The organism is Pigmentiphaga litoralis (genome assembly GCF_048632615.1).
GTDB classification, from domain to species: domain Bacteria; phylum Pseudomonadota; class Gammaproteobacteria; order Burkholderiales; family Burkholderiaceae_B; genus Pigmentiphaga; species Pigmentiphaga litoralis_B.
Genome location: NZ_CP184479.1, coordinates 2,944,809 through 2,957,888 on the forward strand (window position 1 = coordinate 2,944,809; position 13,080 = coordinate 2,957,888).

Genomic DNA, 13,080 nt, shown 5'->3' on the forward strand with positions numbered 1-13,080 from the left:
GAAGGAGTCACGCATGGGCATGACCCTCGCAGAAAAAATCCTGGCGCGTGCCAGCGGCGTGCCGGTGGTCAAGCCGGGCGACATCGTGCTCCCGGATCCTGAACTCGTCATCGTCCACGATGGCTACATCGTAAGCGCGCATGCCCAGCTCAGCGACATTGGCTATCGCCGGATCACTCACCCGGAACGCGTCGTTTTCGTGACCGATCACCAGGTCGTCTACACCACGCCGCAATCCATTCAGCAGGGGCTGGCCAACCGGCGCATCGCCCGCGAATGGCAAGTAGGTCATTTTTTTGATGCCGGTCAGGGTGGGCATGGGCATCTCTTTCCCATGGAGATCGGACTGGTACGGCCCGGCATGTTCCTGTTCGCCTACGACGCGCACTGCACCAACTTTGGCGCGATCGGGGCGTTCGCCATGCGGGTCGGCCCGAACGTGGTGTCGGTGCTGGGCACCGGGACGTCGTGGACCGTGGTACCCCATACCTTGCGAATCGATCTGCAAGGGCAACTGGCGCCCGGTGTCCACCCCCGCGACATCGGCTTCTGGCTCTCCGGCGAACTCACGTCGGGCCGGCTTGGCGTCGACTTCGATTACCGGGTGGTCGAGTTCGGTGGCGACTTCTGCAGCGCCTTGCCTCTGTCGTCCCGTATCGCACTCTGCAACACCCTGACCGAGATCGGCGTGCTCAACATTCTGTTTCCGCCGCTGTCCCCCACGGGACAGGCCCACGATCCCGCATGGCCCGTCAGCGACATCGACGCCACCTATGAAAACCGGTTGACGCTTGATGTGTCCAACCTGAAACCCCAGGTCGCGCTGCCAGGCGGGCCGGACCGGGCGGTCGATGTCGATCAGGCAGAGGGTCAACGAATCGATCATGCCTACCTCGGCGCCTGTGGGTCGGGAATGTTCGATGACTTCAAGGCCGCCGCCGATCTGCTGGCGAACCATCACGTTTCGCCCGACGTACGGTTCATCGTGACGCCGGGCACGGTGGAAGTCGCCAAGCGCATGGCGCGTGAGGGGTGACGCAGCGCTTTCTCGACGCGGGCGCGATTCTGTTGCCGCCTGGGTGCGGGCCGTGTGCCGGTGGGGTAGGCGGTCCGGTCGGACCTGGCGAGGTGTCCATCTCCACCGCCGCCACCAATGGCGCGGGCCGCATGGGCGCAAAGGATGCGCAGTGCTTCCTTGGCAGCCCGCTGACCGTCACCCTATCGGCCATCCAGGGCCGCATTGCCGATCCCAGCGCGGCGAACGTCGAACAAGGAACGCACGCATGAACTGGACACGACGCGGCACCGCACACGTACTTGGCGACAACGTTCCGCATGACGGCGCGGTCATGGCGTTCGACATCGTGCTTTCAAGGACCACCGACCCCGAGCAATTGATTCCCCATCTGTTTGCCGAACTGGACCCGACCCTGAAAGACCGCATTCAGCCTGGCGACCTCATTGTTGCCGGACGCAACTTCCTGTCCGGCAAGGCACACAATGCCGGCCTCATTGCAATGAAAGCCCTTGGGCTGTCGATCGTCTGCGAGTCCATGCCGGTGCGTGCCTTCCAGGGTGTCGTCGCGCTTGCTCTCCCCGCCTTGATCGAGTGCCCCGGGATCACCGCCTTCGTCCAGAACGGAGACAAGATCGAGGTCGACTTTCTTGAAGGCACGGTGCGCAACGTTTCGACGAACGAGCAACGCGAGTTCGCCGGGGTGGCGCCCGCTGTGCGCGGCATGATCGAAAACGGCGGCATGAAGGGATTGCTGCGGGACCATCTGCGGCGGCATCCGGAACTGGCGCAGCGTCCAACGTAGGCAGTTGACTTCGAGTGCACTCGAAGTCGTACGCTACGCCCATGACGACATTCCTTAGCATTGCAGAGGCGGCGGCCGCCACGGGCCTGACCGCCACAACCCTGCGTTACTACGAACAGATCGGCCTGATCGCGCCCGTCGAGCGCCGCAGCGGTGCGCGCCGCTATGGGGACGCCGACCTGCGCTGGATCGAATTCCTGGTCAGGCTCCGGGCAACCGGCATGTCCATGCGCGACATGCAGCGGTATGCCGAACTGCTGCGGCAAGGCCCCACTCCCGAATCCGTATCCGAGCGCCAGGCATTGCTCGAAGACCATGCCCGGCGGGTCGAAGCCGACCTCGACACCCTGACCGATACCCTCGCCCGCATCCGCGCGAAGATCAGCGGCTATGCAGCCTTGAAAGCCCCTGACGCGCCCGGCGCGGCAGACGTCCCCCTCTGTTCCCCTTCCCGGAGATCCGCAGCATGACCTCGACACTTCCTACCCGTACCCTGGGCCGTAACGGCCCCACCGTCTCGGCCATTGGCCTGGGCTGCATGGGCATGAGCGACTTCTATAGCGACCGCGACGATGCCGAGTCCATCGCCACGCTGCATCATGCGCTGGACCTTGGCGTCAACTTCCTGGACACCGCTGACGCCTACGGCCCGCACACGAACGAAGAACTGATCGGCAAGGCGATCGTTGATCGCCGCAACCAGGTGATTCTTGCAACCAAATTCGGACTGGTGCGCGATCCGGCCAATCCTGCCGCGCGCGGTTTCAACGGCCATCCGGATTATGTGCGCGCCAGTTGCGAAGGCAGCCTGCGGCGGCTGGGCGTCGACCACATCGACGTGTACTACCAGCACCGCGTCGACACCACCGTGCCAATCGAAGACACCGTTGGCGCCATGGCTGACCTGGTCCAGGCGGGCAAGGTGCGCTGGCTGGGCCTGTCCGAGGCGTCCGCCGCCACCATCGCCCGCGCGGTAGCCGTGCATCCCATCACCGCTGTGCAGAGCGAATATTCGCTGTGGACACGTGACCCGGAAACCACCGGCACCCTGGCAGCCTGCCGCGAACATGGCATCAGCTTCGTCGCCTACTCGCCGCTGGGCCGGGGTTTCCTGACCGGCGCGTTCGCCACGCCCGACGACCTGCCCGCCGACGACTACCGCCGCACGTCCGCGCCGCGTTTCCAGGGCGACAACTTTGCCGACAACCTGCGGCTGGTCGACGCCGTCAAGGGCCTGGCCGCTGCCAAAGGCGTGACGCCGGCGCAGCTGGCGCTGGCCTGGGTACTGGCACAGGGCAATGATGTGGTGCCGATTCCCGGCACGAAGCGGCGCAGGTACCTGGACCAGAACGTCGGCGCGCTGGCCGTGACGCTGGACGCGGCGGATCTGAAGGCGCTGAACGATGCCTTCCCGCCCGGGGTGGCGGCAGGCCTGCGATATCCGGAAGCGTTTATCGGGTCGGTCAACGCGTAGCGCGTCGATCGACCTTCGTCGGGGAGGACAGCAATACTCCGGATTCTTGACGGGTTCGTCAGCTCTGTCATAACATACTGACATCGGCCGCGTGTGATGCGCGAGTGGAGGCGCCAATGACCATTACGACTATATCCGCACGTGATTTTGCTCGCGACTTGGCGACAGCGAAACGGGCGGCGGCAGAGGGACCGGTTTTCATCACAGACCGTGGTCAACCCAGGTTTGTGTTGCAGACAGTGGCCGATTACTACAGATCGACCACCGGCAAGCCCGAGCCAAGCCTGCTTGAAGCAATGCAAGCCATCGAAAGTGAGCACGTCGATTTCGATGCCCCGCGTATGGAAGTTCACTTCAGTGCGGCCCAGTTCGATGAGGACGACCGCTAATGTTCGTGCTCGATACCAACGTCATCTCCGAGCTTCGGAACGGCAAGCCGAATCCCTCTGCTGCGGTTCTCGACTGGGCAGCAAGCACTGCGTTGAGCTCTCACTACCTGACCAGTGTGACGGTATACGAACTGGAACTTGGAGTTCTGCAACTGGAGCGTCGCAACCAGGGCAGCGGCATCAGGCAGTGGCTGGAAGCCGTGAAAGCCACGTTCCGGGGCAGGGTCCTGCCCTTCAGTGATGACGCCGCAGTGGCATGTGCTCGCATGCACGTGCCCAATCCAAAGTCGTTTCGCGATTCGATGATCGCAGCAATTGCGCTGGAAGGCGGGCTCACCGTTGTTTCGCGCAACGTCGATGACTTTGCTCATACGGGAGTCAAACTGATCAACCCTTGGGAGCACACTGGCCCGGTCTGATCTCCATGATTGACTTGCCGCCGTTGCCGAGGCCGGCAGCCCTGGGCATGTCGCAGCCGGCTTCGGCAAGTCATCTACGCCCCACGCTGTGCCAACAGCCGCCGCAGCCACGCCACGCCGGCGTCGCTTGCCAGCATGGGCATACGAATCGGATCGGTCAACGCATAGCGGTTTCACGCAGCCGCCCGCGTGGCGATCCAGACGGTCAACGGCGCCATCGGAAAATCGTGTGCCACGAAGCTGTCGACCACCGTGAAGCCGGCGCCGTGCAGGGCCTGCGCCATGTTGCCTGCAGCGGTCACATGCCGGCCCGACATCATCATGTGTAGGTAGTAGGGCAGCACCTTGACGGCTTCCTGGGGTGTCGCGCCGACCTCCGCCTGCGCGCATACCAGCACGCCGCCCGGCCGCAATGCCGCATGTATTCGGCGCAGCGCGGCTGCAGGGTCGGGTACGAAGTGCAATACCGAAGCGCACCAGATCACGTCGTAGCCGGTGCCAATGTCGTCATGGGCAAGGTCGCCGCCGATGACTGCCAGCCGCTCTTCCAACCCGGCAGAGATGATGTTCTCTTGAGCCACCGCTGCGGTTTCGGGCCAGTCGAACACCACCGCCTGCAGTTGCGGATGCTGCCGGACCAGCTCGATCGCCACCCAACCCGGCCCACCGCCCAGGTCCAGCAGGCGGGTGGCGGTTGCCATGACCGGAACGCGCGCCATGACACGGCATGCGGCATCGGCGGTGAAGGCGCGTTGCTCCTGCCCGATCTGCGCACGCGCCGCGCCGGCCCACACCGCACCCATCGCGGCGCGTGCCGCAGGCGGTGAAGATGCCGGTGGCATACGGTTCGACGCCGGCCCTGTGGCAGCAGCCTCGTTCGAAGCCACGCCGGTCGAAGCCACGCCGGTCGAGGCCACGCCGGTCGAAGCCACGCCGGTCGAAGCTACGCCGGTCGAAGCCGAATTCATCTCGTCAGCGACGGGCGGTTGCAAGCGCCCGCGCAATCCTGCACCGGCCTCGCGCAGTGACGTCAGCCGATACGTCCATGCGTCCCCGCAAAAGCGTGGCGACGTGCGCACGAAATGTTCGGACGCCACCGCCTCCAGCGCATACACATAATCGGTGCCACCGGATGCCGAGTCGGCCCGTCGACTGACCAGGCCCATGCTCCACAACACATCAAGCAAATGACGCGTCGCGGCGGCGTCGGTATCGATCAGCGACGCCAGGCTTCGCGCGCGAGGCGCCGCCGGAAGGAAGAAGAAAACGCCCAGCTCCAGCGCCACATGCAGAGCATCCGCCTGCACTGATGCCAACAGGACATTCCAATAAGGTTGCATGGCGTGGGAATCGGCCACGTGAGACAGGGTCATGAGGAAACCTCGCAAGTTCAGAAGAAAACATTCTCCGTTAAAGTGCGAATGAGAATCATTGAAATATCTATGCGGTCCGGCGAAATGTCTATTCCCTTTGGCGACCGGACGATCGCGAGCAACATGGGGTCGAGGAACGTGCCATGACATATCGCATTCGCGCAGCCGACATCGAACTGTCCGGTGGCAGGCAGACGCCAGCAGGCTGGACGCGGCGCCAACTGCCCAGGGAAGCTGGCGCGTGCCACACCGACTACCGCCTGCTCGAACCGGGTGTGTTGCTTGTGCGGTCGCGGTATGAGCCCCGCAGCGATCTTGTCGAAGAAAGCGCCTATCCAGACGAAGCGGGTGCCCTGGCGATCGTGGTGGCACTGACCGGCGAGTCGGAATACAGAGGGGATGACGGATCCACTCTTGGCTTCAGGGCCGGACATACGACGATATCGACCTTTTGCCGCAGCGCCGGTGAGCGGCGCTACCGATCCGGCACGCCGGTCACGCACTTGCGGCTACGCGTCGACCAGACCGCCATGGCGCGCTATTTTGGTCCGGATGCGTGGCCGACACGCGGGTCCGACAGGGGCGTCCGGCTCCGCGCCTTCCACAAGACCTCCGAGGCGGTTGCCGCCCATGCCGCCCGCCTGCAGCATCAGGTGGCACAACCGAACGGCGTACCCATCGACCTGCACATCTCCGCCCTGAGCCTGCTTGCCGAGGTTATGCGTGGCGTGCAACAGCCACCTTCACACCGTGCGGGCTTGAGCCGGCGGGATCTGGAAAAAATTGAGCATGTCCACCAACTCATGCAGACGCAACTGCACCGTCCGCTGACGATCGCCTACCTATGCCTGTCCGCGGGATTGAGCGAATACAAACTGAAAGACGGGATTCGCCGCCGGTACGGGACGACGCCGCATCGGCTGCTGCATGACCTGCGGATGCAGCGTGCGTGGACGCTGCTCGAGACGGGATGCCAGGTCGCGCAAGCGGGCTGGCAGGTCGGCTACGCGCATCCTGGCAATTTCAGCGCGGCGTTTACCGAGTATTTCGGCAGGACGCCGAAGACGGTGTTCGGCAAACGGCAATAATGCCCCCATGACCGACACCGTCCCGCTGCGCATCTTGCGCACCCTTGCTTCCGTCGCCGAAACCGGTAGTGTGACGCGCGCCGCGCGCGCCTTGCATCAATCGTCATCGTCGGTTTCGCGCGCGGTGACATGTGCCGAGGCGACGCTGGGCATCCGTCTGTTCGATCGCGGTGCGCGCGGGGTGCTGCCCACCGCCGCAGGCGAGGTGCTGGCGATGCGGGTCACGCGGGCCCTGCACGTGCTGCGCGCGGCGGCGGACGGCCTGCAGGTGCGTGGGGCGCCGGCCTCGGTGGCGGCGTTGCCGCGGCTGGTCAGTGATACCTCATTGCAGGCGCTGGCGGCGCGGTCCACGCACCTGACAGAGAGCGCGGCGGCCGTCGCGCTGGGCATGTCGCAGTCGGCATTGCACCAGGCCTTGGGCCGGCTCGAACACCTGGCCAAGGTGCAGTTGTTCGAGCGCACCCGGATCGGCACGCGGCTGAATGAGTCGGGACGCTGGTTGCTGCAGCACACGCAGCAGGCGCTGGCCGAGATCCGCATCGGACATGAAGAACTGGCTCGGTGGCGTGGGCTGACGGGTCGGCATGTATCTATCGGATCATTGCCGATGGCAGGCGACGTGCTGGTGCCGCGGGCGGCGGCGCTGGCGCTTGCCGCGCAGCCGGACCTGCGCCTGGCCGTGAAAGACGGGACCTATGACGCGCTGATCGACATGTTGCGGGCGGCGGATATCGACTTCGTGGTCGGGCCGTTGCGGGGCGCGGTGGCCGCGCCGGACCTGATGGAAGAAGTCCTGTTCGTGGACCGGTTCGTGGCGGTGGTGCGGGCGGGGCACCCTCTGCTCGCTGGCCGCCGTCGTCGCAGTGTCGTGGCCCAGCTCAAGCAGATGGTGGCCTACCCGTGGATCGGCGCCTTGCCCGGCACCCCCGCGCAGCGGGCGTTCGACCGGCTGTTTGCCGAGGCCGGCGTGGCCCCGCCCGACGTCTCGTTGCAGGCGCACAGCACGGCCGTGGTGCGTTCGGTGTTGCTATCCGGCGACCACATTGCCCTGGTCTCGCCGTTGCAGGTGCGGGCGGAAATGGAGGGCGGCTTGCTGGTGCCTGCGTGCGGCCCCTTTGCCGGGACCGAGCGCGCGATCGGCATCGCGCAGCGGCGCGATGCGCTGGCATCGTCGGCATGCGCGCAGGTGCTCGCATCCTTGCGGCAGGCGGCGGCCGAAGCGACTGCTAATAAGTAGAACGCAACGCTTGCGCCGCAGGGTGCAAGGCTCAAGGCGGCGCGGCGTGGCGAGTGCTCCTTATACTCACTGTCCACCTTCAACGTGCCAGCACCAGACCGTGGTTGCTCGATACGCGACCGCCAATCACCCCGTCTGCGCTCACGCACGAACATGACATCAGCAGGGGACAGGCATGAGACATTGGATAAACGCAACGATCGCCGTCGCGGCGGCCGGGCTGATGGCGGGCTGCGCCGCCCCGACGCATACGGCGGTGCCCACCGTCCCGACCACGCCCACGATGTCCGGCCCCGTTGAAGTCGTGTGGCTCGGGCAGGCCGGCTTCAAGATCACGTCGCCGGGCGGCAAGGTCATCGTGACTGATCCGTGGTTGCGAACGAACCCAAGCGCGCCGTCGCCCTATAAGGAACTGGATGGCTTCGGCAAGATCGACGTGCTGCTGGTCAGCCACGGCCACTTCGATCACATTGCCGACGCGCCCGCGCTGTCACAGCGCTACAACGTGCCGCTGCGCGCCCCGGGGACTTGAGCCAGGCGCTGACGACGCTGGGCGTATTGCCGCCGGCCATGCTGCCGCGCATGAACAAGGGCGGCACGGTCCAGCCGGCGCCCGGCATCAAGGTCACCGCGGTGCATGCCGAACATTCATCGGTCTATGTGTGGCGCAATCCAGGAACGGGCAAGGACGAGACGCATCCAGGCGGGGAACCCGTCGGCTGGATCATCGAACTCGAAAACGGCTTCCGTATCTATCACGCGGGCGACACGGCGGCCTTCGGCGACATGCGCCTGATCCATGAACGCTACCAGCCCGACCTGGCGCTGGTGCCGATCGGCGGCATTTTCACGATGGACCCGGTCGACGCCGCGTGGGCTGTGAAGGACATGATTCGCCCGAAGGTGGTGATCCCGATCCACTACGGCACGAACCCCCTGGCGACAGGCACCGCCGCGCAGTTCCAGGACGCAATGGGCCAGAGCGACATCCGTGTGCTCGTCCCCAAGCCCGGCCAGCCGCTGACGCTCTGACGCGCCCGATTATTGATTTTGACAACGACATTCGAGACACCCATGACCTTTTCGACTCCCCTTGCACGTTCACGCCAGCGCCAGGTGCTGCGGACACTTGCCGTCGTGTCCATGACGCTGCTGACCGGCGCAGCTGGCGCGCAGGACGCCGCCAGCTATCCCGACAAGCCGCTGCGCATGATCGTGCCCTTCACCCCGGGCGGGTCTACCGACATCCTGGGCCGCACCATCGCCCAGCAACTGAGCCTGGCCTGGGGCAAGTCGGTCGTCGTGGAAAACATTCCTGGCGCGGGCGGCAGCATCGGTGCAGACAAGGTGGCGAAGGCGCCCGCAGACGGCTACACGCTGCTCATGGGCCACATCGGCACCCTGGCCGTCACGCCATCGCTGTATTCCAAGCTGCCGTATGACCCCATCAAATCCTTCGCCGCGGTGGCATGGGTGGCGCGGGTGCCGAACGTGCTGGTCGTGCATCCGTCGGTGCCCGCCAAGACCTTGAAGGAACTGGTCGATTACGCCAAGGCCCATCCCAACCAGCTCAACTATGGGTCGGGCGGCAATGGAAGCGCCGCGCACATCGCCACCGAATACCTGAAGTTGCAAAGCGGCACGCAAATCCAGCATGTGCCCTACAAGGGCACCGGCCCGGCCGTGAACGACCTGCTCGCGGGCCACATCAAGATGATGTTCACGGGGGTGCCAGCGGTCAATGCGCAGATCAAGGCGGGTCAGCTGCGCGCGATCGCGGTGTCATCCCCGCATCGCGTCAAGCTGATGCCCGACGTGCCCACCGTGGCCGAAAGCGGCTACGCCGGCTTTGAAGCCGACCAGTGGTACGGTGTCGTCGCACCGGCCAACACGCCCCGGGCGATCGTTGAAAAGCTCAACAAACAGATCAACCAGTCGCTGTCGTCACCCGACATCGAGAGCCGTCTGGCCAGCGAAGGCGCCGAGGCGACACCCAACACGCCTGACGTCTTCTCCAAGCTGATCGTGACCGAGATCGCGCGGTGGCGGACGGTGATCGAAAAGGGCGGCGTCAAGGTCGAATAACGTCGCCGTGCCTGCCTGCCGGCGGACCCGCGGCGCCTGCCGTGCCGCCGCACTGCAGCTCAGCGAGTCATTGACGCCCCACGCTTTGCCAACAGCCGCCGCAGCCGCGCTACGCCGGCGTCGCTTGCCAGCATGACCGGCACTGCGTCCGGATCGGCCATCTCTTCACGTTCAATCGCCTCGAGCAGTACCCGGTCCTCGTCGAACGTGGCCTGGTACAAGGTCTCGAACTCGTGGGTGACGGCGGGATCGTCGACCGCAATGTTGCGCAGCTGGAACGCGAAGTAGTGCGTCGTGTGCGCCGTCTCGGGTGTCAGGAAGGCATACGAGATGGTGCGATAGGGCGCGGCATCCATGGCCGCGTCATCGTGTGGCTGGCCGGCTTCCACCGCGCCAAAGTCGACCGACGACACGCAAGGCGGCGATAGGCGATACACCTGCCACCGGTCCATAGGCCGATCATGCCCAAGAAAACGCTGCATCATCGGCACCGGCGGCTCGCCATTCACCCAGCGGCGGCACACCACGTCGCCATGTTCGTCGGTGGCCGTGATCGGCACGTCATCCGATCCTCGGCTGCCGATGGTCCGCTTGTGCACGAAGCCCGTGTGCGCCGGGTCCACCAGGTTGTCGAGGATGTTGGTCCACCTTGCCGCGAAGCGCAGGTAGCCGCGCGACACCGCCCAGCCCGGCGCCTCGACTTGCGGAATGGCGACCAGCCGAGCCGGATCGGCCGGTACGGTTTCATCCATCCATGCAAACACCAGCCCATAGCGTTCCAGGGTGGCATAGCTCGTGACGCGGGCAACCGGCGGAATCCGCGATTGGCCGGGTACGCGCACGCAGGCGCCGTCTGGGGCGTAACGCATGCCGTGGTACGGACATTCGACCGTATCGCCTACCCGTTCGCCCATCGACAGCGGCGCGAACCGGTGTGCGCACCGATCCCGCAGCACCACCGGCAGTCCGGCTTCGGTCCGGTAGATGACGACGCGTTGACCCAGGATCTCGCGTGCCAGCAGTGCTCTGCCCACTTCGGTCGATGCGGCGACGGCATACCAGGCATCGCGGATAAAAGGAACCGGCGCGGTCACAGCTTGCGCTCGGCGTCGGCAGGCAGGAACGCGTCGTTGAATACGTCTTCGGCGCTGACGTAGCGCTTCAAGCCATAGGCATCCACGATCTGCACGATGTTGGTCCGCAACCGTGCCTTGTCCACGACGCCCAGTCCGGCCGACCGGACCTGTGGGGTCGCAAGGAAGTTGTCCAGGAAAAAGCGCAACCGGCGTTCTTCCACGGCAGGGTCGATAATGCCTTCGCGCTGCTTGACGTAGCGGATACCGTCCTTGGGATCCTTCACCGTGTCCTTGATGCCGCGATTCAAGGCGCGAACGAAGGCCGCGACCGCTTGCGGATTCTCCTTGATCATTTTTTGCGACGCGACCACCACGTTGCCGTACAGGTTCACGCCATAGTCGGCATACCTGAAATAGTTGATGTCGGACGCCTTGACACCACGCGCTTCGAGATTGAGCAGGCTGGTGTAGAAGAAGCCCGTGATGCCGTCGACTTCGCCGCGCGCCATCAGCGTTTCGCGGATCGCCGGATCCACGTTCAGCCAGGTCACGCTGGCCGGGTCGATACGATTGGCCTTGGCGAACAGGGGCCATGCCTTGCGGCCGGCGTCGAACACAGGCGCCGCCAGCTTGCGTCCCACCAGGGCGGCCGGGGTGTCGATGCCGGATTTCTTCATGACAAAAATCGTGGACGGCGCGCGCTCCAGCAAGACATACACAGCCTGCAGTTTTTCTCCGCCTGGGTTGGATGCCAGGTACTCGACCACGGAGCTGATGTCAGCAAAACCAATGTCGTGTGTGCCCGACGCGATGCGCTGTACGGCGGCCCCTGATCCCGCACCCGCGTCGATCGACACGTCCAGCTTCTCCTGTTTGAAGTAGCCCTTGCCTTCGGTCAGCAGCGCAATCGCGCCCGGGCCGTCAACGCGCCAGTCGAGCGTGAAGCGAACGCGGGTGGTCTGCGCGTGGGCCGCCTGGGGCAGGGCGCTGACCGTCGCGGCACAGACCAGTGCTGCGGCCACATGCAGCGCCATGCGGCGCCGCCAGAATGCGGAAAACAGAGAGGGAGGCATGCGTCGTTCCTTTGATGGCAGCGCGTGGCGGGAAGGGGTTGACCAAGGCTACCGGCCTGAAGACAATCGGTGAAGACGCACAATCCGATTAATCGATCGGTTCTATCGATGGGCCATCAGGCTGTCCCTTTTGCAATGACCCACCCCTCACCTTCCTCGCCAACGCTCTCGGAATTCCGCGCCTTTCTTGCCGTGGCCGACGTGGGCCACTTCACCAAGGCGGCTGAACGGCTCGGCGTGTCGCAGTCGTCACTCAGCGCCGCGATCGGCAAGCTGGAAGCAGCGATTGGCGCGCGGGTCTTCGATCGCCACACGCGAGGCTGCCGGCTGACCGACACTGGTGCCGAGATGCTGCCCGCGGCGCGGCGGTTGCTGCACGATCTGGATGCCTTGATGGACGGGGCCCGCAGCGCAGCCACCCTGCAGCGGGGACGCGTCACCGTTGCCGCGCCCAGCGCGCAATGCACCTTGCTGCTGCCGCCGCTCGTGCGCCAGTTCACCCAGCGGCATCCGGGCGTAAGCGTGACCGTGCATGACATTGCCGAGGAACATGTGCGCGAGCAGGTTCGCACCGGCGCCGCCGATCTGGGCATTGCGACACAGACCGACGAGCGCACCGAATTGATTGCGACGCCGTTCTACTCCGATCAGTACATCGTTGCGATGCGCAAGGATCATCCCCTGGCCACGCGCAAGTCGGTGGAGTGGAGTCATGTGTGCAAGGAACCGATCATCGGGCCCTTGCCGGGCAACCCGGTGCGGCGTCACCTGGACCAGCGGCTGGCTCGCGAAGGCCTGCGGCTCGATTACCGATACGAAGTGTCCCTGCCCTGGACCATGGTGGGCCTGGCGCGCGAAGGTCTGGGGGTGTCGGTGCTGACGCTGGCGGTCAAGCCCATGGTCGACTGGCTGGGCCTTGCCATGAAGCCTATCGGGCGGCCGGCGATCGCGCGAACGCTGGTGGTGCTGCGGCCGCCGGGACGGACCCTGCCGCCGGCCGCGGCCGCGTTTCGTGACCAGCTGCTGGGCGGCAACGCCCGGTAGAT

Annotated in this window: 14 protein-coding genes and 1 pseudogene; 12 read left to right on the plus strand and 3 right to left on the minus strand. The window is 65.2% G+C overall.

What is annotated here, in order from left to right:
• Positions 1-19: 19 nt before the first annotated feature.
• The 6 genes and pseudogenes from ACNANG_RS13245 to ACNANG_RS13270 all read left to right on the plus strand — a co-directional run bounded on the left by ACNANG_RS13245 (position 20) and on the right by ACNANG_RS13270 (position 4,102).
• Positions 20-1,287, plus strand: a pseudogene (locus tag ACNANG_RS13245) (3-isopropylmalate dehydratase large subunit).
• Positions 1,284-1,820, plus strand: a complete 537-nt coding sequence (locus ACNANG_RS13250; protein WP_420223344.1) for a hypothetical protein — start codon at positions 1,284-1,286, stop codon at positions 1,818-1,820. The pseudogene ACNANG_RS13245 and the gene ACNANG_RS13250 overlap by 4 nt, the downstream one beginning before the upstream one ends.
• Before the next feature lie 41 nt (positions 1,821-1,861).
• Positions 1,862-2,290, plus strand: a complete 429-nt coding sequence (locus tag ACNANG_RS13255; RefSeq protein ID WP_420223345.1) for a MerR family transcriptional regulator — start codon at positions 1,862-1,864, stop codon at positions 2,288-2,290.
• A complete protein-coding gene (locus tag ACNANG_RS13260) occupies positions 2,287-3,294 on the plus strand; it encodes an aldo/keto reductase (protein ID WP_420223346.1) in 1,008 nt (335 codons plus the stop codon). The genes ACNANG_RS13255 and ACNANG_RS13260 overlap by 4 nt, the downstream gene beginning before the upstream one ends.
• A gap of 116 nt (positions 3,295-3,410) precedes the next feature.
• On the plus strand, positions 3,411-3,683 hold the full coding sequence (locus ACNANG_RS13265) for a type II toxin-antitoxin system prevent-host-death family antitoxin (RefSeq protein ID WP_420223347.1): 273 nt from the start codon (positions 3,411-3,413) through the stop codon (positions 3,681-3,683).
• Complete coding sequence (locus ACNANG_RS13270; RefSeq protein WP_420223348.1) at positions 3,683-4,102, plus strand: type II toxin-antitoxin system VapC family toxin; 420 nt, start codon at positions 3,683-3,685, stop codon at positions 4,100-4,102. Before ACNANG_RS13265 ends, ACNANG_RS13270 begins: the two co-directional genes overlap by 1 nt.
• Before the next feature lie 173 nt (positions 4,103-4,275).
• Here the strand turns inward: ACNANG_RS13270 and ACNANG_RS13275 are convergent, their stop codons facing one another.
• Positions 4,276-5,475 (minus strand): methyltransferase, encoded by a 1,200-nt coding sequence (locus tag ACNANG_RS13275; protein WP_420223349.1) that lies wholly within the window; start codon positions 5,473-5,475, stop codon positions 4,276-4,278.
• Between the two features lie 143 nt (positions 5,476-5,618).
• Here ACNANG_RS13275 and ACNANG_RS13280 point away from each other — a divergent pair, with 143 nt between their 5' ends.
• The 5 genes from ACNANG_RS13280 to ACNANG_RS13300 all read left to right on the plus strand — a co-directional run bounded on the left by ACNANG_RS13280 (position 5,619) and on the right by ACNANG_RS13300 (position 9,885).
• The gene (locus ACNANG_RS13280) at positions 5,619-6,563 is read left to right on the plus strand and encodes a helix-turn-helix transcriptional regulator (RefSeq protein ID WP_420223350.1); all 945 of its coding nucleotides are present in this window, start codon (positions 5,619-5,621) and stop codon (positions 6,561-6,563) included.
• A 7-nt stretch (positions 6,564-6,570) separates the two neighbouring features.
• On the plus strand, positions 6,571-7,800 hold the full coding sequence (locus ACNANG_RS13285; RefSeq protein WP_420223351.1) for a LysR family transcriptional regulator: 1,230 nt from the start codon (positions 6,571-6,573) through the stop codon (positions 7,798-7,800).
• Positions 7,801-7,975: 175 nt separating this feature from the next.
• The gene (locus ACNANG_RS13290; protein ID WP_420223352.1) at positions 7,976-8,332 is read left to right on the plus strand and encodes an MBL fold metallo-hydrolase; all 357 of its coding nucleotides are present in this window, start codon (positions 7,976-7,978) and stop codon (positions 8,330-8,332) included.
• Positions 8,329-8,832: an MBL fold metallo-hydrolase gene (locus tag ACNANG_RS13295; RefSeq protein WP_420223353.1), complete on the plus strand. Its 504-nt coding sequence runs from the start codon at positions 8,329-8,331 to the stop codon at positions 8,830-8,832. Before ACNANG_RS13290 ends, ACNANG_RS13295 begins: the two co-directional genes overlap by 4 nt.
• 42 nt (positions 8,833-8,874) lie before the next feature.
• A complete protein-coding gene (locus ACNANG_RS13300; RefSeq protein WP_420223354.1) occupies positions 8,875-9,885 on the plus strand; it encodes a Bug family tripartite tricarboxylate transporter substrate binding protein in 1,011 nt (336 codons plus the stop codon).
• Between the two features lie 59 nt (positions 9,886-9,944).
• On the opposite strand, the gene ACNANG_RS13305 is transcribed toward ACNANG_RS13300, so the two are convergent.
• Entirely contained in the window at positions 9,945-10,979 is a 1,035-nt protein-coding gene (locus tag ACNANG_RS13305; protein WP_420223355.1) for a Rieske 2Fe-2S domain-containing protein, read from the minus strand.
• Entirely contained in the window at positions 10,976-12,034 is a 1,059-nt protein-coding gene (locus ACNANG_RS13310) for an ABC transporter substrate-binding protein (RefSeq protein ID WP_420223356.1), read from the minus strand. Before ACNANG_RS13310 ends, ACNANG_RS13305 begins: the two co-directional genes overlap by 4 nt.
• A 135-nt stretch (positions 12,035-12,169) precedes the next feature.
• On the opposite strand from ACNANG_RS13310, the gene ACNANG_RS13315 reads away from it, so the two are divergent.
• Positions 12,170-13,078, plus strand: a complete 909-nt coding sequence (locus ACNANG_RS13315) for a LysR family transcriptional regulator (protein WP_420223357.1) — start codon at positions 12,170-12,172, stop codon at positions 13,076-13,078.
• Positions 13,079-13,080: the final 2 nt, after the last annotated feature.